The organism is Methylobacterium brachiatum, from assembly GCF_020523825.1.
In the GTDB taxonomy this organism is placed as follows: domain Bacteria; phylum Pseudomonadota; class Alphaproteobacteria; order Rhizobiales; family Beijerinckiaceae; genus Methylobacterium; species Methylobacterium brachiatum.
Genome location: NZ_JAJALK010000005.1, coordinates 319,881 through 341,206 on the forward strand (window position 1 = coordinate 319,881; position 21,326 = coordinate 341,206).

The window sequence follows — 21,326 nt, forward strand, 5'->3', positions numbered from 1 at the left end:
CTCAGCCGGCGGCGACGAGGGGCCAGCCCTGCGCGGCGGGGGCGGTCCGGGGCTCGGCGGGTTCCGCGGGGCGGCCGACGCTGGTATAGGCGAAGCCGTGCAGCCGGGCCTCCTCGGGCCGGTAGACGTTGCGCAGATCCACCAGGATCGGCGCCCGCATCGTGGCGCGCAGCCGCGCCAGGTCGAGCGCCCGGAACGCGTTCCACTCGGTGACGATCACCAGGGCGTCGGCATCCGCCGCGCAGGCATAGGGATCCGGCGCGAAATCGACCCCCGGCAGGAGCGGCCGGGCCTGGTCCATCCCCTCGGGATCGTAGGCGCGAACCGTGGCGCCGGCATCCTGCAGGCCGGCGACGATCGCGAGGGCGGGCGCGTCGCGCATGTCGTCGGTGTTCGGCTTGAAGGTCAGGCCCAGCACCGCCACCATCTTGCCCCGCACCCCGCCGCAGGCCCGGATCACCTTGCGGGCCATGCCGCGCTTCCTCTGGTCGTTGACCGCCACGACGGTCTCGACCAGCCGCAGCGGCACCCCGGCATCCTGGGCGGTCTTGACCAAAGCCAGCGTGTCCTTGGGGAAGCAGGAGCCGCCATAGCCCGGCCCGGCATGCAGGAACTTGCCGCCGATGCGGTTGTCGAGCCCCATGCCGCGGGCGACCTGCTGGACGTCGGCGCCGACCTCCTCGCACAGATCCGCGATCTCGTTGATGAAGGTGATCTTGGCGGCCAGGAACGCGTTGGCGGCGTATTTCGTCAGCTCCGCGGTGCGCCGCGAGGTGACCAGGATCGGCGCCTGGTTGAGGTAGAGCGGCCGGTAGACCTCGCGCATCACCGCCTCGGCCCGGGGATCGTCGGTGCCGACCACGATGCGGTCGGGCCGCTTGAAGTCCGCGATCGCCGCACCCTCGCGCAGGAATTCGGGGTTCGACACCACGGCGAACTGCGCGTCCGGCCGGATCTCGCGGATGATCCGCTCGACCTCGTCGCCGGTGCCCACCGGCACGGTCGACTTGGTCACCACCACGGTGAAGCGGGTCAGCGCCCGGGCGATGCTGCGGGCCGCCTGGTAGACGAAGGACAGGTCGGCGAAGCCGTCGCCGCGCCGCGAGGGGGTGCCCACGGCTATGAACACCGCATCGGCTTCAGCGACCGCCGCCTCCAGGTCGGCGACGAAGGACAGGCGGCCCTGGCGGACGTTCTCGGCCACCAGCGCGTCGAGTTCGGGCTCGTAGATCGGGATCGCCCCGGCCTTCAGCGCCTCGATCCGGTCGCGGTTGCTATCGACGCACACGACCCTGTGGCCGAAATCGGCCAGGCATGCCCCGGAGACCAGCCCGACATAGCCCGACCCGACCATCGTGATGTTCATGCTTGCCTCGCCCCATCGCGAATGCCCGGAGATGGTTCGGTCTACGGCGAGGCCGTGGCGGCGGCACCTCAGGCGTTAGGCGTAGGGGCGGTCGGCGGGACGGGGTAGGCCGCCGGCGCGGTCCGGCCGGGCGGCCCGGGCGCGCCGAGGACCGCTGGCGGCGCGGCGGGATACCTCGCTTGGCTTAGGGCGGGCGGATCCCGCCCGGTCCGAGGCGCGTGCGCGCGACCGGCCAGCCTAAAAGCTAAGTCTTTTTCGCCCCTTTTAGGGCTGGATACGGGAGGGTTTAGGCGACCAGGATCGTCGGGCCGAGCTCTCTCGGGACTTTGGCCAGGGAGAGTCCATTTGGCCGCACGCTTCTACTTCGAGCTAGCCAACGCCGAGATCACGTTCCACGACACGACCGGCGTTGAGGCCGCCGACCTCGCCGAAGCCCTGCTCGAGGCGCGCAGCGTCATCGCCGAGATGGCCGACGAGATCGCCGAGGCGCCCGCGGGGCTTCCCTGGACGCTGCTCGTGCGCGACGAGGCCGGATGGCTCGTCGGCCGCCTGCCGGTGCGGAAATGACCGGCCGGGCGTTTACAGGTTGTTAACCCTTCGTCCGGAGGATCGGGCAAGCCTTCGATCACGGGCAGCCATGGCCAGACCGATTTCCTCGCCCTCCCGGGATCTGCGCGCCGCCGCGCTGGCGGATGCAACCGCCACCGACATGGCCGGTGCCGCCCAGGCCCTGGCCGCCGGCGATCCCGAGACCGCCGAGGCCTTGCGCTCGATGGCCCGGCACAACCGGATCCTGGCGCTCAAGCTCCGGGCCCTGCAGGGCACGACGCCGGACCGGATCGGCCTGGCGCGGATCGCCTGAATCCGCGCCATCGCGACGCTCGGGCGAGCCTCGCGACGGCGCGCCGCCACGCGCAGCGCGTTTCCGCCCCGGGCTGCGGCGGGCGGATCGTGACTCCCTCGCCTCGCAGGGAAGGCACGGATTCACAGCGTGCCGGGAGCGGTGCGGGCGTCCTCTCACGAGCGGACCGGCGGATCAGCCCATCCCACCCCGTCACGCCGCCCGCATGGTCGCCAGGAAGCGATCGACCTCGGCCGAGAGGCGCTCGGACTGATGGGACAGGCCGGTGGCCGCCGAGAGGACGTTGCCGGCCGCCGCGCCGGTCTGCTCGGACACGTCCGCGACCCCGACGATGTTGCCGGTCACCTCCTTCGTCCCGGCGGTCGCCTGGGCGATGTTGCGCACGATCTCCTGCGTCGCCGCGCCCTGCTGCTCCACGGCGGCCGCGATCGAGCTCGCCACGCCGTCGATCTCGCGGATCCGCTGGGTGATCGTGCCGATCGCGCCGACCGCCTCACCGGTCACCCCCTGGATCCGGCCGATCTGCTGGCTGATCTCCTCGGTGGCCTTGGCGGTCTGGCCGGCCAGTTCCTTGACCTCGGCGGCCACCACGGCGAAGCCGCGGCCGGCCTCGCCGGCGCGGGCGGCCTCGATCGTCGCGTTGAGCGCCAGCAGGTTGGTCTGGGCCGCGATGGCCGAGATCATCTGCATGACGTCGCCGATCCGGCTGGCCGCGGCGCTCAGCTCGGCCACCAGGGCGGCGGTCTGGTCCGCCTCGCCCACCGCCTTCTGGGCCAGGTCGGTCGAGCCCTGCACCTGACGGCCGATCTCCTGGATGGAGCTGCCGAGCTGCTCGGTGGCGGCCGCCACCGTGGTGACGTTGACCGCGGCCTCCTCGGCCGCCGTCGCCACCGCGCCGGACCGGCTGCCGGCCTCCTGGGCGATGTCCTTCATCACCCGGGCGGTGGCCTGCAGTTCGGTCGCCGAGGACGCGACCTGCTCGACGATGCCGGCGACCGCCTGCTCGAAGCTCTGGGCCAGGTCCAACCGGGCGCGTCGGCGCCCGGCGGAGGCGGCGATGTCGGCGGCCCGCTTGCGCTCGGCCTCCTCGGCGGCGCTGCGGGCGACGCTCGCCTTGATGCCCTCGACCGCGCGCCCGACCGCGCCGATCTCGTCGCCGCGCTGCGCCTCCGCGATGGTGGCGTCAATCTCGCCCTTCGCCATCCGCTGCAGGACGGCGACGAGGCTGTCCAGCGGCCGGGTCACCCCGAACACGATGATGAAGGCCGAGAGGCCCAGGGCGATGAGCAGGCCCGCCGCGGCCGAACCGATTAGCACCACCCGGGCCTGCCGGGCCCCGGCCTCGGTGGCGTTCTTGCCGTCGGCGAGCCGGGCGTCGACTCGCCCCTCGTAGACCCGGGCCGTGTCGTCAAACCGCTTCGCGATCGGCTTGCTGGCGACCATGGTCAGCTGCGTCGCCGCGGCCCGATCGTCCTTCAGCGCGAGGGCGTTGGATTTGTCGAGGACGTCGTAATACTCGCGCGCGATCGTCCCGATCTCCACCAGTAGATCCCGGACCTCCTTCTTCAAGGACCCCGCGGCGAGCGTCTGGATGTTGTCGGCAGTGCGTTTCACCGCGTCCCGATAGGTCTTCTCGAACTCCGGAAGCTCGCTGGCCGGCTGACCGATGATGAGGTTGCGGTTCATCAGGCCCGCCGTCTGAAAGTCCTGGCGAACCTCGGCGAACGCCTCCAGCCGCGCGACATAATAATCCACCAGAACGTGATTACGCTCTGTAATGTCGCCCAGCATACTGAGGGTATAATAAATCGTTCCGACGCTGACGAGGGCCATGATCAGGAGAGGGACGGACATCTTGTACGCAATTTTGCATCGATCCAAGATCCGCATCTGGATAAAAGCTCCAACTTTATGGTCAGCCCGCTATAAAATCCCCTGACTAACTTAATCAAGTGGCTTGACACAAAGATTTGTTCCGAATCAATATGTCGTTGACGCTGGAAACTGAATCGGATCCCGGGATTTTATTTGTCTCCGCCATGCCACTTGCGGATGAATTACTCGGCGAAAACCGGGATTTATAGACGAATCGCAGCAACCATGACGACCGTCCGGAACGACAATGCCTGCCCTGCCGACCGGCCGATCGCTGGGGGTAACGCGCGCACCGACGCGGCGCCGCGCGCATCGCGTTCGGCGGCGGCCAGGTCGGCGACGGGGCGTCGACGCGGCGTATCGCCCGAATGTCCCGATCCGTCGGGCCGCAGCGCCGCGACGCGTCGCGGTGCGCCCATGCGCAGCCACCGCAACCGAAGCAATATCCACCCCGGCGATGGGCGCCAAACTCCCGGAAACTCAATAAAAAACGCATCAACTTGTGCTTTTTATTGATTGTTCGCGACCGGACAGACTGGTAGATTTACAACATAAAGCTTGACAGGGAATTCCCCGCCGTGCCCCCTACAGAAAGCGACGCCAGCGACATGAGTGCCAGCCTGGCACTCGATATGGTCGGCCGCGCCTATCTCGCTTTGGCGCTCCTCTACGAGACGGCGCATCCGGGCGAGTTCGACGGAGTCCAGCAGAAGATCCGGGCGTTCGTCGAGGACAATTTCCGCATCATCCAGGAGACCAGCGGCCGCGGAACGCTGGGTGCCGGCACGGTCGAGGGCGCGGCTCATCTTGTGAACAACGTCCTCTCCGAGGTCGAGAACAAGATCGCCACCATGATCCGGCCGAGCCGATACATGCAGGGCTAGAGCGCGCACCGCCGAACACCCGAGTGTTGCAGTTGAGCCATGAGACCGAGATAAATCTCTCGCCGCGCTTCGGCCCCGACAATTGTCTGGATAACGCGTGTCGACAGTGTTGATAAGGCATGTTAGGCCCCGATAAGGGCGGAAACTAGCTTATCGACACGATGAAGAGCAGCGATGATTGCGACCGGAACGCACGCAGTGCGGATGTTGCACTCGAGGTTTTGGCGCGCGCCTATCATGCTCTGGCAGTCGTCTATGAACTCTCGAGCCCCGGGGCCTACTTGGCTCTTCATGGGCAGATGATGCCGTATCTGCTGGACAGCTTCCGGGATGCGCAGGCCCCGCAAGCCGACGATCCCCAGATCGCCGAATTGTTCAGCGCCGCGCTGGAGCGGGTGCGCTGCGCGCTCGACGACGTCCGATGCGACGTCTCCGCGGTCCGGATGCGGGACGGCGAGCGCGATCACTGACGCATCCGGCCGGCGGCGCGCTCAGCGGGCCGGCCGCAGGAGCGCCCCCGGCCCGAGCAGCAGGCGCGGTGCCCCCTCCCCATCCGGCACGCGGCTCGGGACGAGCCGGGCGAGCTTGGCGTTCAGGGTCTCGGACAGGATGTGCCGCCAGGCCCGGGGGGCGTGGAGCAATTCGCGCAACGCCGCCGCGTAGCCGTGCGAGCGCCGGCGGTCGAGGACGCGCCGGTGCTGCCATTTCCGCAGCATGGCGTCGCGATGGGCCCGCAGCGCCCTGCGGGACGCCGGGACCAGGCCCGCCCGGGACAGCATCGCCTCGTCGAACGCGACGATCGCCGCGAGGTCGTCGGTCCGATGCTGGGCGCTCAGCGAATCCGCGCGCTCGATCGCCACGTAGCCGCAGGGCGCCGTCACGGCGAACACCGCACCCGCCGCCAGGGCCTCGACGTAGAGGGCGTAATCCTCGCCGAGCCGCAGCCGCTCGTCGTAGCGCAGGCCGTGGCGCTGCAGGAACGAGCGGCGCATGATCGGCTTCAGGAAGCCGAGCTCCCGCCGGTGCTCCCGGGGGCGCCCGATATTGCCGGCCACGAAGGTCTCGAGCGACAAGAGTTGCGGCTGGCCGGGCCCGGTGACGAGGCCCGCGACCGCGCTGGCGGCGTCCCCCCGGACCAGGACGATGTCGTCGGCGATCAGGTCCCAGCTGCGGGGGGCGGACAGCAGCCGGCCGAGGCGCCCGTCCAGGAAGTAATCGTCGGCGTCGAGGATGCAGACCAGGCGCGCCGTCGCGACCGCCAGCGCCGCGTTGCGGGCGGCCGCCGGGCCGGCATTGCGGGTCAGCCGCAGCAGCTTCAGCCGGCCCGAGCCGTCGCCGGCGGCCTCGGCGGCCGCGCTGGTCCGATCCGCGGAGGCGTCGTCGACGACGATGACCTCGGCGACCTCGGGCTGGCGCAAGGCCGAGGCGACCGCGTGCGCGATCGTGGCCTCGGCGTTGCGCGCCGCGATGATGACGCAGACATCCGCTCCGTCGCTCTGGGCCTGGACGCTTCGCACCGCACGACTCCGAACCTCTCCCGGCCGGCGGGACCGGACGGCGATCCCGCAGGCTAGGCGGCGCGCCGGGGGGACGCGAGATCGTCCAAAAGGAGGGTTCCGGAGCTGCCGCCGCTCGTCCGAAAGATCGCGGCCGCCGCGGCCGGTTGCCCCGATACTCCCGCCGGATTCCCCGAACGCCCCCGGCGAGGATACGCGCATGACGAGACCGCCCCGCCCGATCCGCCGCGCCTGCCTGGCGACGGCCCTGCTGCTGCCGACGCTCCCGGTCTTAGCCGGAGACGAGCCTGCCCAGCCCGCCGGCTCTGCGCCGGCCTTCCGGGGCGGAAACTCCTTCGTCGAGACCTTCACCAGCCTCGGCGACCGGCGCTGGTACGTGTCCGACGGCTGGGTCAACGGCGACCACCAGCGCTGCACCTGGTCGCGACAGCGCGTCCAGATCCCGGCCACCGGCGCGCTGACGCTGACCCTGTCCGACAGCCCCTACAAGGACCGCGCCTTCAGCTGCGCCGAGATCCAGACCAAGGAGCGCTACGGCTACGGCACCTACGAGGTCCGGATGCGGGCGGGCGCGGCCTCGGGCCTGGTCTCGGCGTTCTTCACCTATAACGGCGCGGAGGACGGCGACCGCCGGACCAACGACGAGATCGACTTCGAATTCCTGGGCAAGGACACCACGGGCGTCCAGCTCAACTACTTCACCGGCGGCACCGGCCAGCACGAGACCATCGAGGCCCTCGGCTTCGACGCGTCGACCACCATGGCCGACTACGCCCTGGAATGGCTGCCCGACCGCCTCCGCTGGTCGGTCAACGGACGGCTGCTGCGCGAGGTCCGGGCCGCGCCCGACCGGCCGATCCCGTCGCATCCCGGCAAGATCATGCTCAGCATCTGGATGGGCCAGGGCGACGACTTCGTCTCCTGGCTCGGGCCGGCGAGCTATCCGGGCCGGCCGATCACCGCCACCTTCGAGCGCGTCGCCTTCACGAAGCTCGGCGATCCCTGCGGCTTCAAGGGCTCGATCGTCTGCCGGTAGGGCGGCCGGGAGGCGGGATCCGCGGGCGGGCGCTCACCGGGGCGCCCGCCCGTCGCGCGCCGGGACCCACGGGGCGTGGTGCCGCAGGCCGCCCGATCGGGGAACGCTAACGAAGTCTTAACCATATCCCCGGCAGGCTGAGGCCCGCGGTCACTACGGGGCCCTGTCGATGTCCGGATACAGCCTTCTCGTCGCACTCTATGCCGTCGGTTTCGTGGAGTTCTGGCGCCTGTGCGTCCTGGCGCCCGCGGCCCACGACGAAGCCTGACGGGCGCGCCCTTCAGCGGCTGCCGCGCTGGCGCAGGACCGCCGGCACGGTGCGCAGCATGATCGCGAGATCCCGGCGCAGGCTCCAGCGGCCGGCATAGTCCAGGTCCAGCGCCACGCGCTCGGCATAGGTCGTGTCCGAGCGCCCCGAGACCTGCCACAGGCCGGTCAGCCCCGGCGGGACCGAGAAGCAGGTCGCGAACGCCGTTCCGTAACGGGCGACCTCAGCCTGCACGATCGGGCGCGGCCCGACCAGGCTCATCTCACCGCGCAGGACGTTCCAGAGCTGGGGCAGCTCGTCGAGCGAGCTCTTGCGCAGGACCTGGCCGAGGGCCGTCACCCGGGGATCCCGGGTCAGCTTGTGCGTCGCCGCCCACTCGGCCCTTGCGTCCGGATGCGCCGCGAGATGCGCGGCCAGGACCGCGTCGCCGTCCGGAACCATCGACCGGAACTTCAGGCAGCCGAACGGACGCCCGTGCCGGCCGAGCCGGACGTGCCGGAAGATCGGCGCGTGGCCGTCGCTCGCCCAGATCAGCAGGGCGATGAACAGCAGCAGCGGCAGCAGCAGACACAGGGCTGTCAGCGCGACCGCGGTATCGAGCCCCCGCTTCGTCGCCCAGCCGAGCCGCGGCCCGATTCGCGCCGGGGAGGTGGCCGGCAATGTCTTGACCAACGCTTCGTTGATCGTCTCGACCATATGGTGCGGCGACGATGGGGGGATGGAGGTGGGGGTCCCAACCGGACGCAGCATGGCGGCGGCTCCTCACTCGGTGCGAAAGGTGGATGAGGCAGTGCTAGACAGGATCGACGCCCGGGTGCCCGTGCAGCCGGACAGGATACCGTCGGGACGGGGGAAATATTTGGCGCGCGAATGTCGTGATACGTTGGCACAGTTGCAAACATGCGGGATAAAGCGCCGCCGAGACCGCCGAATCACCAGTGGGGATAAGTAATTGCTGGTCCTACTGGTCTTCGCCGCTCTGATCGGGGGCGCGATCGGCTTCGCGGTGGGCCTGCTCCAGGGCTGGCTCGTCGCCGCGCTGGCGGCCCAGGCCGGGGCCGCGATCGCCGTGGGCCTGGTCGTCCTGCTTGGAATGCGCCGGTGAGTGCCGCGGGCGGGCCGGGCCCGGCATCCGAGGATCGGGCAGCGACGCTCCGCGGCGGCCTGCGGCCGGGAGCGCCGCAAGATATCGCGTCTTCTGCCGACCGGCGTATGTGAGCGATGACCGATCACATCAGTGTTCCACCCGGAATCGGACGGGTCATCGCGATCATACCCCAGTTCGATATTGTTAAACAACCCTAAACACGACGGCCCCAACACCGAATACAGCAATGCGGCAGATGTTCGGGCCGCCGCGCCTACGCCGATCGAGGTAGGCCGCCCGCGCGCCCGACCGGCCTACACAGCGGGACCGCATCGCACGAGGCGTGCATGGTCCCGTTCGAGCAGCGTCGCGACAGGTGGTCACCGGCTTTCGGGAGACGACGAGGGGGTGTGCAAGATCGCCCGCATCGCCCCGGATCCGGCGCCCCGGCCGATGCGGGAGAGCCCCGCATCCTCGGGTTCGACGGCCTGCGGGCTTTGGCCTTCCTGATGGTCTTCGTCAGCCACAAGGCGCCGAGCCCGCGGACCGAGGCGCTGGGCAGCGCCGGGGTCTGGCTGTTCTTCGTGCTGAGCGGCTTCCTGATCGTCCGCATCCTCGCGGCGGCGCGCGCGCGCATCGAGGCCGGCACGGCGACGCCGCTCGACAGCCTGCGGGTGTTCTACCGGAACCGCTTCGCCCGCATCGTGCCGGTCTATTACGCGTTCCTGTTCGTGCTCTACGCGACCCCGTTGGGCGGCCCGCTGGATCTCGGCGATGCGGGGTTCAAGCGCGCAACCTGGCTGTATCTGACGAATCTCTACATCGAGCGGCATGGCTGGGGGACGGAGCTCGGGCACCTCTGGAGCCTGGCGGTCGAGCAGCAATTCTACCTGCTGTTCGCCCCCGTCGCCCTGTTCCTGCCGCGGCGCCATCTCGGGGCGCTGTGCGGCGCGCTGATCGGCGCCAGCGTGCTGATGCATGTCGTCCTGTGGTCGGCCGGGGCCTGGCTCGTGAGCTTCGACGTCGACACCCTGGCCAATCTCGGGCTGATCGCGCTCGGGGGGCTGGCCGGCCTGCGGAGGAGCCCCCTGCCGGGCTGGCTCCGGCGCGACGCCGCGCTGATCGCCGTGCTGGTCCCGTTCCTGGCCCTGCCGCTCCTGGCCGGGGAGACCGGGCTTTGGCTCGTCGTCGGGCGTCTGAGCGGGGGGCTCGCGGCGCTGCTGCTGCTGCAGATCGTCCAGTGCCCGGAGAGCCGTACCGTCGCCATCCTCGACAGCCCCTGGCTGCGCCGCATCGGCGTGATCAGCTACGCCGCCTACCTGTTCCACGTGCCCCTGCATGCGGAACCGGTGCTGGCGGCGCTCGGGCTGCCCTTCGCCGGGCCGCGCGCGGTCACCCTGGCGCTCGACCTGGCGCTGACCCTGCTCCTGGCGGAAGCCTCGTGGCGGCTCCTCGAATCCCCCGCCCGCCGGCTCCTGCGGGCACCGCGGCGGGCGGCGCGGGAGCCGGCGCTGGTCACGACGCTGTAGCCGTCAGGGATTCACGATGTCTTCGACCTTTTGCGGGTGCCGAGCAGAGCCCTGCGGCCGGGCGAAGCCCGGATCCATCGCGACTACGCCCCGATAGCCCGCCAAAGGGCGCGCTCTTTGGAAACCCAGTCTTTTCCCTGAGATGACGGAATTTAGGGCTGCGACGGTCCGGCCGAGCCGCTTGCGCGCACCCAGGATCGGGCGTTCGAGCCCGTGCCACGAGGCAGCGGCGGCGAGGAGCGTCGGGCCGAGGGCCAGCAGGACCAGGACGGTCACCGATTCGATGTGCGGGGCCAGGGAATACACCGCGTTGAGGATCGGGCAGTGATACAGATACAGGCCGTATGAGTAATCGACCTTGTAGGGCCCGATCCGTCCGCCGAAATCCGTGACGCCGATCGCGACGGCGATATAGGCCAGGCAGAGCCCCGACAGGGCGGTCTCGACGAGCGGCCACCGCTCCGGGCCGAGCCCGTGGACGAGGGCGATCCCCGCCAGCGCCGCCGCGAACAGCCGCCCGTCCAGGGGCACGGCATCGCGCCAGACATAGAGCAGGGCTCCGCCCAGGAAGGCGGTGAACAGGATCGCGCCCCGGCCGAGGAAGACGAGGCGGAACAGCCCGTTCTGCGCGAACAGGGGCAGCAGCCCGAGCCCCTCCAGCAGGGCGGGCGTGACCGCGACGGCGACGGCCAGCGCCAGGAGCAGCCGGGGCCGCCGCAGGAGCCCGAGGATGATCAGGCCCGCCATGAGGCCGTAGCAGGCGATCTCGTAGGCGAGGGTCCAGAGGGCGGCGTTGACGATGCCGGGCTGCCCGTTCTGGGTGAAGACCCCGGGGAGCTGCGCGCGGAACAGGCCGATGCTGTTGGCGCCGTACTGCCACACCGCCGACTGCGCGAAATAGGCCGCCGGGCCGTAGCTGGAGAACAGCGGCCCGATGATGAGGGCGGTGACCAGGGTGACGGCGGTCAGCGCGGGCAGGATCCGCAAGGCCCGGTTGACCAGGAACGGCCCGACCGGGAGCCGGGACGCGCTTCCGGCCACCAGGAAGCCGCTGACGCCGAAGAACAGCGGCACGAGGCTGCCGGTGAGGGGCGTGAGCGTATCGGTCCAGAGCCGGCTGCCCAGTGTAGCGCCGGCGTGGAACACCATGACCAGCAGCGCGAGCACGAGGCGCAGCGTGTCGAAGCCGCCGCCATAGCCGCCGCCGGCCGCGAGCGCGCCGCCGATCGTCCGCCCGCGACGGGCCACCTGGTGACGCATGATCGGGCCTCGCACGGACACGCACCGGAACGGGGCGCCTGCGAGCCATGCCACCGCTTCGCCCGCGGCGAGAGACGATTGCGGCCGCGCAAAAGGAGGGATGCCGCAGCCGATCCTGCGCCCCGGGGGTCGGCGCTATCCCCCTTGGCGGGAGCGGACCTCCTCCGAACGGCGTAGCGGGCCGAAGGATCGGCCGCGCCCGGGCTCCGATCGGGGCAACCACCGATAGCGCGACACGCCGGGCCGCGCGCCTGAATAGAAAATACACTGCGGACGTGTTCGCATGACGTGTGGCGACGCCCAGCAACACCCAAGATCCTGCGGACACAGCAACAGAAAAATCAAAGTCTCATCTCAAGAGACATCTTTTCCTTGACTTGCCGAAGCTTCTCGGCCTCCATAGGCGACAGCGAGGCACGGAGCCGCAAGCCGACCCGTCCTGGATCATGATGGTCCTGAACGCGACTGTGACGCGGGATCCCCCTCCCCGACGGCATCACGACGTGTCGCGCCCCGTCGCATCTGCGATGCCGGCAGCGCCGCGCTGGACCGTCGGCGGGATCGTGAGATCCGTCGATCTCGGACCTCGTCGGTCGAGATCGCAAGATCGCGCGGACTTCGAGACTTGCACGTCCCCAGCTGCGCTGCGCGCGGCGATGGACCTGGGAAGTCTTCCAACGGCCGCCGGCATGTCTTTCACGACGCGATAGGCGCGGTTGGCGTGCCGAAGCAAAATGATTCGGAGGCGGAGCGATGAACCCCGTAGGGTCTGTGACGTCCAATCCATCCACCGCGCTGACGCTGATGCAGGTCGACACGTCCCTGAGGCCCCGTTCCGGGCAGGAGGATGCGGAGACCGATCCGGCCACGCTGGCAGCCACGACAGCCCTTCAGGTGCTCGATCCGCGCTCCGCTCTGACCCTGTCGACTCAGGCCAGCGATGCGATCCTGTCGGTGCTGCACAAGATTCCGCATCATAAGAGCGTCGGTGGGCCCGCAGGGATCGATGAGAGCCCGATGCTGTCGGACGAAGTTTTCGCACAGACGCTGCAGAACACGCCCACCGCCGACGTCGAGAAGATGTTGGGCTTGGGAGCGTCCCGCTGGGTCTGGCGTCCGGAAGCTCATTTCATGGGCGAGGCTTTTGCCAAGGCTTTGGCAGCGGCCCTTCCGAACGATTACGACAAGATGGATTCCATGAGGCGAGCCATTTTCGATGACCGGTCGGCGCAAATCACGCTCGCCTCCGACGTTCCGGAGGCCAAGCTCGTCGCCGGATACTACGATATGTACGACAGCAAAAACAAATTTATTGGCACAATGAGAAAAACGTCTTGCGATCAAAACTATTTGGACAAGTACAGGACAGACAACCCCGGGATGCTGATCGCCCCGGTCTATTTCGGCAACGACGCCGTCCTCGTCATGTGGCCGAGCTCGTCCAGTCGCACCTGACCTCCTGGTGAAGCTGCGGCGATGACCATCACCTAACGCCTGATCGGCAACCGCGCCACCACGGCGCCGGTCGAGTCCCGCACCACGAGCGTCCAGGCGGTGCCGGGATCGTCGGCGCAGACCGCGTCGGCCATCTCCCGGATGACGCTGCGCGCCTCGGCCAGCGCCTCGGCCAGGTCGGCGGCCTCCACGCCGTCGCGGTCGCGGATCGTCTCCCGGCCGCTCTCGACATCGAAATAGAACCGGATGGGCACCGAGATCCCCCGTGATTGATGCCCTCGGAGGGCCGTCCGTTCCTGGCTGCGCGGCCCGGCTGCGCCCGACTGCAATCATCTGGAGACATAAAGTTTAACAAATATCAAAGCTGATTTCTCTGCACGCGTGGCAATAATGTCTGATTTTTGCTGGAATAGCACAATATAGGTATCGATCATTGCCCATTTGAACGGGGCAGCGCGGTGAAAGGCGGTAATGTACAGGTCCGGGTGACGGCGCGAGACCCGGGGCCGGCCATCCTCCGCAGTGAGAGGGCACGGCCGCCGCCCTACGCCCTTTGAGCGTCGTGCGCCGGGCCCGCTCCGCGGCATGCTCGGCCCGAACCGCCCGGGACGGGCTTTCCGGGGGCCGCGGGCAGGACAGCGATGGCGAATCAGATCGTGGCCGATGCGCGGATGGCCCCCGTGGACGTCTCGTTCCTCATGGCCGCCCACAACGCCGCCCCCTGGATCGAGGCGGCGATCCGCGCGGCCCTCGACCAGACCGGCGTCACGATCGAGATCCTGGTGGTGGACGACGGCTCGGTGGACGGGACCGCCTCCGTGCTGGCGCGGCTGGCGGCGGACGAGCCGCGCATCCGTCGGATCCCCCTCGACGGGGTGCGGGCCGGCGCGCCGCTCGGGCCGTCCGCCGCCCGGAACGCCGCCCTCGGGGCCGCCCGGGGCCGCTGGCTGGCGATCCTCGACGCGGACGACCTGATCGTCCCGGATCGGACCCGGACCCTGCTGGATCTGGCCGCCGCCACCGATGCCGCCGTGATCGCCGACAACCCGATCCCGTTCGCCGGCGGCTTCGACCCGGGCGGCGCCGGCATGCTGGAGCGCGGCCGGGAGCCCTACCTGTTCACGGTCGCGCTCGCGCAATACCTGTCCTGCAACCGGATGCTCACCCCCGGGGTGAAGCTCGGCTATCTCAAGCCGATGCTGCGGGCCGACCTCGTGCGCCGGCACGGCCTGCGCTACGCGGATGAGGTCCGGATCGGCGAGGATTTCCTGTTCTGCCTGGCCGCCCTCGCGGCGGACGCCCGCTTCGTCGTCAGTTCCTATGCCGGCTACGGCTATCGGCGGGGGCCGGCCTCGCTGTCCCATCGGCTGCGGCTCGCCGACATCCAGCGCCTCGACGCCGCCTTCGCGGCCTGGGCCGTGCAGGGCGCGCGCTCCGCCGAGATCCGGCAGGCCGCCCACGCCTATCGCGACAGCCTGGCCACCGCGCAGATCATCGCCCGGGTGATCGAGGCCGCCCAAGGCGGCCGGTGGCTCCGCGGCGCCGGGCTGGCGCTCGCCCGCCCCCGGGCTTGGCGGTTCCTCACCGGCTCGCTGATGGCGGCGGCCGGCAAGCGCCTCGGCAGACGCCTGCGTCCGACGTTGGCGGGCGCGCTTCCGGTCGGACAAGGGTGAGCCCCATGCGCCTGTGCCTCTGCATTTGCACCTGCGAGCGCCCGGCGGGCCTCGCGCAGCTCCTCACGGCGATCGACCGGCAGCGGCTCGGCGGCCGCGCCGACGCCGCGCTGCGGATCCTCGTGGTCGATAACGGCCGCAGCGACGCCGCCATCCCGGTGGTGGAGGCCTACCGGGCCGAGGGCCGCTTCCCGATCACCTACGTGCGGGAGCCGGTCCGGGGCCTGGCGGCGGTGCGCAACCGCAGCCTCGATGCGGCGGCCACGCTCGGCGCCGACTGGATCGCCCTGATCGACGACGACGAGGTTCCGGATCCGGACTGGCTGCGCAGCCTGCTCGACACCGCCCGGCGGACCGGGGTCGCGGCCTGCGTCGGCCCGGTCGTGCCGCTGTTCGAGCGGGTCCCCCCGGCCTGGGCGGTGGCCGGCGGCTTCTTCGCCAAGACCCTGCCGGTCCGCGACGGGCTGGTGACGGATGGCTACACGGCCAACGCCCTCCTCGACCTGCGGGTGGTGCGGGCGCTCGGCCTGTCCTTCGACATGCGCTTCAACACGATGGGCGGCGAGGATACGTTCTTCTTCCGCGCCCTGCTGCTGGCCGGGCACCGGATCGCCTGGGCGCCCGACGCGATCGTGTACGACAGCATCCCGGCGCACCGGATGCGGGTCCGCTGGCTGCTGGCGCGCTGGTACCGCAGCGGCAGCGTCGAGGCCTATCTCGGCCGCCTTCGGCCGGAGACGGTGAGCGGACGGCTCACCAACGCCGCCCGGGGCCTGGCCCGCCTCGGCGGCGGCCTGGCGCGCCTCGCGATCGCCGGGCTGTCGCTCCGGCCCGCCACCCTGATCGGCGGCTTCTACACCCTGTGCCGGGGCGCCGGGCTGCTCGCCGCGGTGCTCGGCCTGAGCTACCGGGAATACCACCCGTCCCGGCATCGGTAGGCGCGGGTCTCCGAAGAGCCCGGCCCTTGGCGGAGCCCCAAGGGCGCCGGCGCGCGCGCCTCCTCCGTCGTCAGTCGCCGCCCTCGTCGGGGATGTTCAGGAGGTTGCCGCAGGCCTTGCAGTGCACGGCGTCCGGCTCGTGGCGCATCAGCCCGCAGGCGTCGCAGGGAAACCGCACCTTGTAGGGGCGGAACACCACCTGGGCGAGGCGGAAGAACAGCGTCACGCCGCAGATCATCACGAAGACCGAGAGCAGGCGGCCCATCGGGCCCGGCAGGGTGATATCGCCGTAGCCCGTCGTCGTCAGCGATGTCACCGTGAAGTACAGGGCGTCGACCGGCGTCTGGATCGCCGGATTGCTGCCGTGCTGCGTGGCGTAGACGATGCCCGTCATCGTGAACACGAACACCACGAGGTTGGTGGCGGCCAGGATCGCGTCCTCGTTGCGACGAAACACGGCGCTGTCCTGGCGCAGCCGCTCGAGCAGGTGGTAGGTGCGCAGCAGGCGCAGCGTCCGCAGGATGCGCAGGAAGCCGACGCCCTCGACGATCACCGGCGCGAGGAACGAGGCGACGGCCACGACGTCCGCCCAGGTGCTCAGGTGCCGGAACTCCCGCAGCGGGGCCCGGCTGATGCCGAGGCGGGCGGCGAAATCGAGCAGGACGCAAACGCCCAGCGCCACGTCGCAGGCGATGATCCAAGAGGTCAGCGGCAGGAACGAGGTGACGATCACGAACGCGACCGTCGCCACGTCGAAGACGAGCAGCCCGTAGCGGAAGCGATGGGCCCGCCGCGTGTCCCCTTCGTACAATTCGCGAAGCGTCGTGGCCGCTCTCGTCATCGCTCGTCGGCTTGGGAGAAGGAAGGTCAGGCGTTCCGCATCGGCCCTTACCAGGCAACGAGACCTTCGGCATCGCCCATCAGCCAGGCCAGCAGCAGGAGGATCAGCATACCGAGGAGCAGCACGCCCGAGAGGGCCATCACGAGATCGGACAGGCGGCCCTCGATGGTGCCGGGACGACGCCTCGGGAATTGACGGCGCATCGTGTTTCACCTGGTTCAGGGGACGGAGACGGATCGGGCCTTCGGCGGCCCGGTCACGCGGCGGCAGCCGGTCTCGGCTCAGCGCTCGGCGCGGAGAGGTGGCGCGAGGCGGAGCACCAGCGCTCCGGCGGCCATGCAGGCGAGCGACCCGAGCAGCACGCCGATCTTGGTCTCGGCCTCCAGCTCCGGCTGCTGCGCGAAGGCGAGCAGGCCGATGAACAGGCTCATCGTGAAGCCGACCCCGCAGAGCAGGGCGATCCCGTAGACCTGCGCCCAGCTCGCATGGCCCGGGCGCTGCGCCCAGCCGAGCCGGACGGTCGCGAGCACGAAGCCGAACACGCCGAGCTGCTTGCCGACGAACAGGCCCAGCGCCACGCCCAGCGTCACCGGGTCGAGCAGCATCGCCGGCCTGACATTGGCGAAGGAGACCCCGGCATTGGCGAACCCGAATACCGGCAGGATCAGGAACGCCGTCCACGGGCTGATGGCGTGTTCGAGGCGGTGCAGCGGCGAGGTCGGATCATCCGGCTTGCCGGCGCTCAGCCGAAGCGGCACCGTCAGGGCGAGCAGGACGCCCGCGATGGTCGCGTGGATCCCCGACAGGAGCACGAACACCCAAAGCACCGCGCCGAGGGTGAGGTACGGCCACAGGCGGCCGATGCCGGCCTTGTTCAGCCCGTAGAGCGCAGCCAGGGTCAGAGCCGCGCCGCCGAGCATCGGCAGCGACAGGTCGGCGGTGTAGAACAGGGCGATGATGAGCACCGCGCCGAGGTCGTCGATGATCGCGAGCGCGGTGAGGAAGACCTTGAGCGACACTGGCACGCGCGAGCCGAGCAGGGCCAGCACGCCGAGGGCAAAGACGATGTCGGTGGCCGCCGGGATGGCCCAGCCCCGCAGGGTCTCGGGCGAATGCCAGTTGACGGCGGCATAGACGAGCGCCGGGACGACCATGCCGCCGAGCGCGGCCACACCCGGCAGGATGCGGTCCGGCCAGGTCCGCAGGCGCCCATCCAGCAGCTCGCGCTTGATCTCCAGGCCGACGAGCAGGAAGAACACGGCCATCAGGCCGTCGTTGACCCAGTGCAGGACCGAGAGCGGGCCGATATGGGCCTTGAGCACGGCGAAGTAGGTGTCGGCCAGAGGCGCGTTGGCAACGACGAGCGCCAGCGCGGCGCTCGCCATGAGCACGAGCCCGCCCCCCGCTCCGCTCGTGAGCAGGTTGCGCAGAGACGACAGCGGACGAAGGCGTGACGGCATGCGCACAGGTCTTCCACCGCTGGCGGCCCGACCAACGCAGAAACCTGCCGATCCGACCTCCGGATCGTACACCCGAGGCGGCCTATCGCATCGATGCGTGATTCCGGCAAGCGATGGCGGCGCGTCCCGCACCGGAGCGCGAAGGCCCGTGAACGACCCAACTCAGCCGCCGGAAGCGCTGTCGCGCGTTCCCCGGAAGCAGACGTTCGTCAATCGTCCGATAAGTTCAGTTCCGGGGGGCGGACGTAAGCGTTAGGCTGAGCAGACCCAGCCTCGGAACGTAAACCCCGCATAGAATAGGCTGACCCCGGTAAAACCGGCCTCACGTAGCAAGGCTTCGTCCTCCTCGGGCGAAAGGATCGGCAAGTGGTCCGCAATCCCGGTCTTGGCACTCTCGGCCTGCACGCGGTCGATACCGGAGGCGGTTGCGAAGGCTGCGTAGCGCGAGAGCCAGAGATCGCGCTCATCCTGCGGGATGCTAAAGTGTGCGACGATGAAGGGCGCACCGGGCCTTAAACGACGCCGGACCTCCTGGAGGGTGCGGGCGCGCTCAGCACGCTCGATGAAGTGGAGTGTCAAAATACAGACCGCTCCATCGAAGGGTCCCTCTGGGGCGTTGTCGATCAGCCCTTCGTGCAAGCGAGTTCGATCCGCGAGGTTGCCGAGGGTCTGGCGCGCGAGTTCGAGCATCGCGGCGGACGGATCGACACCATCGAACGACCATTCGGGTTGGCTCTCCGTGAACACTTTGAGTTCGAGGCCACCGCCTGCGCCGAGGACGAGAACTTTGGCGTTAGCAGGCACACGCTCTGCTAAAAGCAGCATCGCCATGCGCTGCATGTCGGCGTAACCGGGCACCATGCGCGGAGGGTTGTCTGCGTAGCGCGCTACGGCATCAGGGTCCGAGAATGCGTCCATACCCGATGGTATCACATCGAGATCGGGCGAGCCTCCGATAAGGTCGTGATCGGGCAGAGAGGCGATGTCTGCTTCCGTCGATGACTGCCCAAAAGCAGACCGGCGGAAGACCACCCCAAGCGGACGGCACGGCGCCTCCGATGCCCCCTCCCCCGCTACCGCGTCGCGAACTTGAGGCTGAGCGCCGCCTTGGCGACGAGGCCGGGGCTGGCGAGCGCGTCGAGATACTGCCGGTAGCGCTTGTCGAAGACGTTCTGGACGACGAACTCCGCCTTGACCCGGTCGTCGAGGTCGTAGGACGCGAAGAGATCCACCAGCCCGTAGGCCTTCGTGGCCCGGTCCTTCGCGCCCTTGGGCAGGTCGGTGCGCGCATCCACGAGGTTCAGCCGCGTGCCGAGTTCGAGGCGGTCGCCGAGAAAGCGGAAGCCCAGGGTCGTGCTGATCCGGTCCGGCGGCACCGAGAGCAGGCTCTCGCGGGTGGTCCGGTCGCGCCCGTCGGTGTGGGTGGCGGCGAGGGTCACGAAGCCGCCGCCCCAATCGTAGGTGCCCTCCAGCTCGACGCCGGACAGGTCGGCCCGGGCCAGATTGCGGTACTGGTACGAGCGGACCGGGATCACGCAGGGGAAGCGCCCGGGCCGGGCCGCGCAGATCGCGGCCGGGATGCCGGGGATCGCCGGCGCGTAGTAGGTCGGCCCGACGCCCCGCATGTCGATGAAGTTGTCGACCGCGTTGTCGAACACCGCGAGCTTGCCCCGCACCGCGTCCCCCGGGACCAGCATGGAATCGGTGCGCAGGTTGATGCCGCCCTCGACAGTGTGGGCCACCTCGGGCCGCAGCGCCGGGTTCGGCAGGATGCTGAAGGCCGGGAACGGGTGGATGCCCTGCACCAGGGTCTCGGTGATCGAGGGCGCCCGGTAGCCCTCGGCATAGGTGCCGTAGACCTCGAAGCCGGCGACCGGCGAGATCCCGAGGGTGATCTTCGGCGAGATCCGGTCGCCGCCGGCATGGTAGGCGCCGCCATCCAGGGCATAGGTGTCGTAGCGCAGGGCGCCGATCACCCGCAGCCAGGGGGCGTAGCGCATCTCGTCCTGCACGAAGGCCCCGGCCAGCTCGCGCCGCCCCGAGGGCGTGAGGGCCGCGCCGAACCCGCCGGCCCGGTCGCTGGTCCGGACGCGGTTCTCGACGAGGTCGCCGCCGAAGGTCACGGCGTGGAAAAGCGGGCCGGTCTCGAAGCGGGCGGTGTCGTGGGCGTCGAACCCGGAGGTGTCGATCGTGTAGGTCAGCCGGTCGCCCGCCTTCGTGCCGAGGCGGCCGTAGGTGCCCCGGGGCGAATCCGCCAGGAAGACCAGGGCGTTGCGCGTGGTCGTGGTGTAGCCGTTGAGGCTGAGGTCCACGAGCGGCACGTCCGGCCGGGCGAAGCGGTAGCCGAGGCTGTAGGTGTCGGCCTGCACCGCGTTGGCGAAGCGCGCCCCCGCGCCGCTGCTGCCGGCATTGGCGAAGTCGAAGCGCTGGAGCAGAGCCGTGCCACGGATCTCGTGGCCGTCCGCCGGCCGCACCGAGAGCTTGGCCAGCCCGGAGGTGAGCTCGTTGCCGGTGTCGCGCACCAGGGTGCCGAGGCCGTCGCGATAGGGATCGGTGGTCCGGTAGGTGAACTGGCCGAACAGGTCGGCGGCGCTGCCGATCCGGGCGCCCAGTGCCGAGGTGTTCAGGAATTTCTGGCCGTTGGTCCCGAAACCCTGCTTCTGCACGAAGCCGGCGGTCTCGTCGGGGGCGAGGATGTCGTCGATCGCGCGGGTCCGGAAGGCGACGACGCCGCCGATCGCGCCCGAGCCGTAGATCGTCGCGGTCGGGCCCCGGGTGATGTCGACGCCCCCGACCAGCTCGGGATCGAGGTAGAACACCCCGTTGGCGGAATGGCCCGAGGTCTGGAAATCCTGGCGGGCGCCGTCGATCAGCACGTTGACCCGGCCGAAATCCTGCAGTCCGCGGATGTTGATCGCCTGGGCCGGGTTGGTCTGGCTCTCCTGGGTGGTCACGCCGGGCACGTCGCGCAGGATGGTGGAGAGCCGGCTCGGCTGCAGCCGCTGGATCTGATCGTGGGTGACCACGCTGGTGCCGGAGAGGGCATCGATTGCGGCGCCGGCGGTCCTGGTGGCGGTCACCGACACGGTGTCGAGGGCGATCTCGGCCTCGGGCTGCGGGCGCCCGGCCGGCGGCGCGGCGGCCTGCTGCGCCTGGGCGACGGTGAGGCTCAGAAACGAGACGCCGAGCACGAAAAGCGCACGGCGGGAAGCATAGGACATGACGCGATCCGCGGAGGCACAGTCGAACGGGAGCGCTGGCTGGCGGATGGCTGG

Annotated in this window: 21 protein-coding genes; 10 read left to right on the forward strand and 11 right to left on the reverse strand. The window is 69.8% G+C overall.

The window, feature by feature from the left end; all coding sequences use genetic code 11:
- Window position 1: 1 nt before the first annotated feature.
- Window positions 2-1,366 carry a UDP-glucose dehydrogenase family protein gene (locus tag LGR69_RS14350; protein ID WP_230366423.1) on the reverse strand — a complete coding sequence of 455 codons (1,365 nt, stop codon included), beginning with the start codon at window positions 1,364-1,366 and terminating at the stop codon, window positions 2-4.
- A gap of 345 nt (window positions 1,367-1,711) precedes the next feature.
- On the opposite strand from LGR69_RS14350, the gene LGR69_RS14355 reads away from it, so the two are divergent.
- A complete protein-coding gene (locus tag LGR69_RS14355; RefSeq protein ID WP_007567426.1) occupies window positions 1,712-1,933 on the forward strand; it encodes a DUF6894 family protein in 222 nt (73 codons plus the stop codon).
- Between the two features lie 70 nt (window positions 1,934-2,003).
- A complete protein-coding gene (locus tag LGR69_RS14360) occupies window positions 2,004-2,228 on the forward strand; it encodes a hypothetical protein (RefSeq protein WP_230366424.1) in 225 nt (74 codons plus the stop codon).
- Window positions 2,229-2,420: 192 nt separating this feature from the next.
- On the opposite strand, the gene LGR69_RS14365 is transcribed toward LGR69_RS14360, so the two are convergent.
- Window positions 2,421-4,118 (reverse strand): methyl-accepting chemotaxis protein, encoded by a 1,698-nt coding sequence (locus LGR69_RS14365; protein ID WP_230366425.1) that lies wholly within the window; start codon window positions 4,116-4,118, stop codon window positions 2,421-2,423.
- A 563-nt stretch (window positions 4,119-4,681) separates the two neighbouring features.
- Between LGR69_RS14365 and LGR69_RS14370 the strand changes: the two genes are divergently transcribed.
- Both LGR69_RS14370 and LGR69_RS14375 read left to right on the forward strand, forming a co-directional pair.
- Complete coding sequence (locus LGR69_RS14370; protein ID WP_230366426.1) at window positions 4,682-4,987, forward strand: hypothetical protein; 306 nt, start codon at window positions 4,682-4,684, stop codon at window positions 4,985-4,987.
- Window positions 4,988-5,148: 161 nt separating this feature from the next.
- Window positions 5,149-5,457: a hypothetical protein gene (locus tag LGR69_RS14375; RefSeq protein ID WP_230366427.1), complete on the forward strand. Its 309-nt coding sequence runs from the start codon at window positions 5,149-5,151 to the stop codon at window positions 5,455-5,457.
- A 21-nt stretch (window positions 5,458-5,478) separates the two neighbouring features.
- Here LGR69_RS14375 and LGR69_RS14380 read toward each other — a convergent pair whose 3' ends face one another.
- Window positions 5,479-6,504, reverse strand: coding sequence for a glycosyltransferase family 2 protein (locus LGR69_RS14380; RefSeq protein WP_230366428.1), 1,026 nt, complete (start codon window positions 6,502-6,504; stop codon window positions 5,479-5,481).
- Window positions 6,505-6,703: 199 nt separating this feature from the next.
- Between LGR69_RS14380 and LGR69_RS14385 the strand changes: the two genes are divergently transcribed.
- Window positions 6,704-7,540: a family 16 glycosylhydrolase gene (locus tag LGR69_RS14385; RefSeq protein WP_007567439.1), complete on the forward strand. Its 837-nt coding sequence runs from the start codon at window positions 6,704-6,706 to the stop codon at window positions 7,538-7,540.
- A 280-nt stretch (window positions 7,541-7,820) separates the two neighbouring features.
- Here LGR69_RS14385 and LGR69_RS14390 read toward each other — a convergent pair whose 3' ends face one another.
- The gene (locus tag LGR69_RS14390) at window positions 7,821-8,558 is read right to left on the reverse strand and encodes a sugar transferase (protein ID WP_007567441.1); all 738 of its coding nucleotides are present in this window, start codon (window positions 8,556-8,558) and stop codon (window positions 7,821-7,823) included.
- A 202-nt stretch (window positions 8,559-8,760) separates the two neighbouring features.
- Here LGR69_RS14390 and LGR69_RS14395 point away from each other — a divergent pair, with 202 nt between their 5' ends.
- Together LGR69_RS14395 and LGR69_RS14400 are read left to right on the forward strand one after the other, a co-directional pair.
- Window positions 8,761-8,913 (forward strand): hypothetical protein, encoded by a 153-nt coding sequence (locus LGR69_RS14395; protein WP_007567443.1) that lies wholly within the window; start codon window positions 8,761-8,763, stop codon window positions 8,911-8,913.
- Window positions 8,914-9,305: 392 nt separating this feature from the next.
- Window positions 9,306-10,424: an acyltransferase family protein gene (locus LGR69_RS14400; protein WP_230366429.1), complete on the forward strand. Its 1,119-nt coding sequence runs from the start codon at window positions 9,306-9,308 to the stop codon at window positions 10,422-10,424.
- A 3-nt stretch (window positions 10,425-10,427) separates the two neighbouring features.
- Here the strand turns inward: LGR69_RS14400 and LGR69_RS14405 are convergent, their stop codons facing one another.
- Window positions 10,428-11,684 (reverse strand): acyltransferase family protein, encoded by a 1,257-nt coding sequence (locus tag LGR69_RS14405; RefSeq protein ID WP_230366430.1) that lies wholly within the window; start codon window positions 11,682-11,684, stop codon window positions 10,428-10,430.
- A gap of 753 nt (window positions 11,685-12,437) precedes the next feature.
- Between LGR69_RS14405 and LGR69_RS14410 the strand changes: the two genes are divergently transcribed.
- The gene (locus tag LGR69_RS14410; RefSeq protein WP_230366431.1) at window positions 12,438-13,139 is read left to right on the forward strand and encodes a hypothetical protein; all 702 of its coding nucleotides are present in this window, start codon (window positions 12,438-12,440) and stop codon (window positions 13,137-13,139) included.
- Between the two features lie 32 nt (window positions 13,140-13,171).
- On the opposite strand, the gene LGR69_RS14415 is transcribed toward LGR69_RS14410, so the two are convergent.
- Entirely contained in the window at window positions 13,172-13,393 is a 222-nt protein-coding gene (locus tag LGR69_RS14415; RefSeq protein WP_230366432.1) for a DUF6894 family protein, read from the reverse strand.
- Window positions 13,394-13,780: 387 nt separating this feature from the next.
- On the opposite strand from LGR69_RS14415, the gene LGR69_RS14420 reads away from it, so the two are divergent.
- A complete protein-coding gene (locus LGR69_RS14420) occupies window positions 13,781-14,812 on the forward strand; it encodes a glycosyltransferase family 2 protein (protein WP_230366433.1) in 1,032 nt (343 codons plus the stop codon).
- Window positions 14,813-14,817: 5 nt separating this feature from the next.
- Window positions 14,818-15,750, forward strand: coding sequence for a glycosyltransferase family 2 protein (locus LGR69_RS14425; RefSeq protein ID WP_230366523.1), 933 nt, complete (start codon window positions 14,818-14,820; stop codon window positions 15,748-15,750).
- 70 nt (window positions 15,751-15,820) lie between these two features.
- Here the strand turns inward: LGR69_RS14425 and LGR69_RS14430 are convergent, their stop codons facing one another.
- The 5 genes from LGR69_RS14430 to LGR69_RS14450 form a co-directional block, all read right to left on the reverse strand.
- Entirely contained in the window at window positions 15,821-16,591 is a 771-nt protein-coding gene (locus LGR69_RS14430; RefSeq protein WP_050731989.1) for a potassium channel family protein, read from the reverse strand.
- Window positions 16,592-16,638: 47 nt separating this feature from the next.
- Complete coding sequence (locus LGR69_RS14435; RefSeq protein ID WP_230366434.1) at window positions 16,639-16,794, reverse strand: hypothetical protein; 156 nt, start codon at window positions 16,792-16,794, stop codon at window positions 16,639-16,641.
- Between the two features lie 78 nt (window positions 16,795-16,872).
- Window positions 16,873-18,051: a Na+/H+ antiporter NhaA gene (nhaA, locus tag LGR69_RS14440; RefSeq protein ID WP_230366435.1), complete on the reverse strand. Its 1,179-nt coding sequence runs from the start codon at window positions 18,049-18,051 to the stop codon at window positions 16,873-16,875.
- A gap of 252 nt (window positions 18,052-18,303) precedes the next feature.
- A complete protein-coding gene (locus LGR69_RS14445) occupies window positions 18,304-18,969 on the reverse strand; it encodes a class I SAM-dependent methyltransferase (RefSeq protein ID WP_122161617.1) in 666 nt (221 codons plus the stop codon).
- Window positions 18,970-19,124: 155 nt separating this feature from the next.
- Window positions 19,125-21,272, reverse strand: coding sequence for a TonB-dependent hemoglobin/transferrin/lactoferrin family receptor (locus tag LGR69_RS14450; protein WP_230366436.1), 2,148 nt, complete (start codon window positions 21,270-21,272; stop codon window positions 19,125-19,127).
- Window positions 21,273-21,326 lie beyond the last annotated feature (54 nt).

Bases quoted from the DNA above. Each gene is read 5' to 3' on its own strand.
- LGR69_RS14350 (WP_230366423.1), bottom strand. From the start codon at position 1,366: ATGAACATCACGATGGTCGGGTCGGGCTATGTCGGGCTGGTCTCCGGG.
- LGR69_RS14360 (WP_230366424.1), top strand. From the start codon at position 2,004: ATGGCCAGACCGATTTCCTCGCCCTCCCGGGATCTGCGCGCCGCCGCG.
- LGR69_RS14365 (WP_230366425.1), bottom strand. From the start codon at position 4,118: ATGCGGATCTTGGATCGATGCAAAATTGCGTACAAGATGTCCGTCCCT.
- LGR69_RS14375 (WP_230366427.1), top strand. From the start codon at position 5,149: ATGAAGAGCAGCGATGATTGCGACCGGAACGCACGCAGTGCGGATGTT.
- LGR69_RS14385 (WP_007567439.1), top strand. From the start codon at position 6,704: ATGACGAGACCGCCCCGCCCGATCCGCCGCGCCTGCCTGGCGACGGCC.
- LGR69_RS14390 (WP_007567441.1), bottom strand. From the start codon at position 8,558: ATGCTGCGTCCGGTTGGGACCCCCACCTCCATCCCCCCATCGTCGCCG.
- LGR69_RS14405 (WP_230366430.1), bottom strand. From the start codon at position 11,684: ATGCGTCACCAGGTGGCCCGTCGCGGGCGGACGATCGGCGGCGCGCTC.
- LGR69_RS14410 (WP_230366431.1), top strand. From the start codon at position 12,438: ATGAACCCCGTAGGGTCTGTGACGTCCAATCCATCCACCGCGCTGACG.
- LGR69_RS14420 (WP_230366433.1), top strand. From the start codon at position 13,781: ATGGCGAATCAGATCGTGGCCGATGCGCGGATGGCCCCCGTGGACGTC.
- LGR69_RS14425 (WP_230366523.1), top strand. From the start codon at position 14,818: ATGCGCCTGTGCCTCTGCATTTGCACCTGCGAGCGCCCGGCGGGCCTC.
- LGR69_RS14430 (WP_050731989.1), bottom strand. From the start codon at position 16,591: ATGACGAGAGCGGCCACGACGCTTCGCGAATTGTACGAAGGGGACACG.
- LGR69_RS14435 (WP_230366434.1), bottom strand. From the start codon at position 16,794: ATGCGCCGTCAATTCCCGAGGCGTCGTCCCGGCACCATCGAGGGCCGC.
- nhaA (WP_230366435.1), bottom strand. From the start codon at position 18,051: ATGCCGTCACGCCTTCGTCCGCTGTCGTCTCTGCGCAACCTGCTCACG.
- LGR69_RS14445 (WP_122161617.1), bottom strand. From the start codon at position 18,969: ATGGACGCATTCTCGGACCCTGATGCCGTAGCGCGCTACGCAGACAAC.
- LGR69_RS14450 (WP_230366436.1), bottom strand. From the start codon at position 21,272: ATGTCCTATGCTTCCCGCCGTGCGCTTTTCGTGCTCGGCGTCTCGTTT.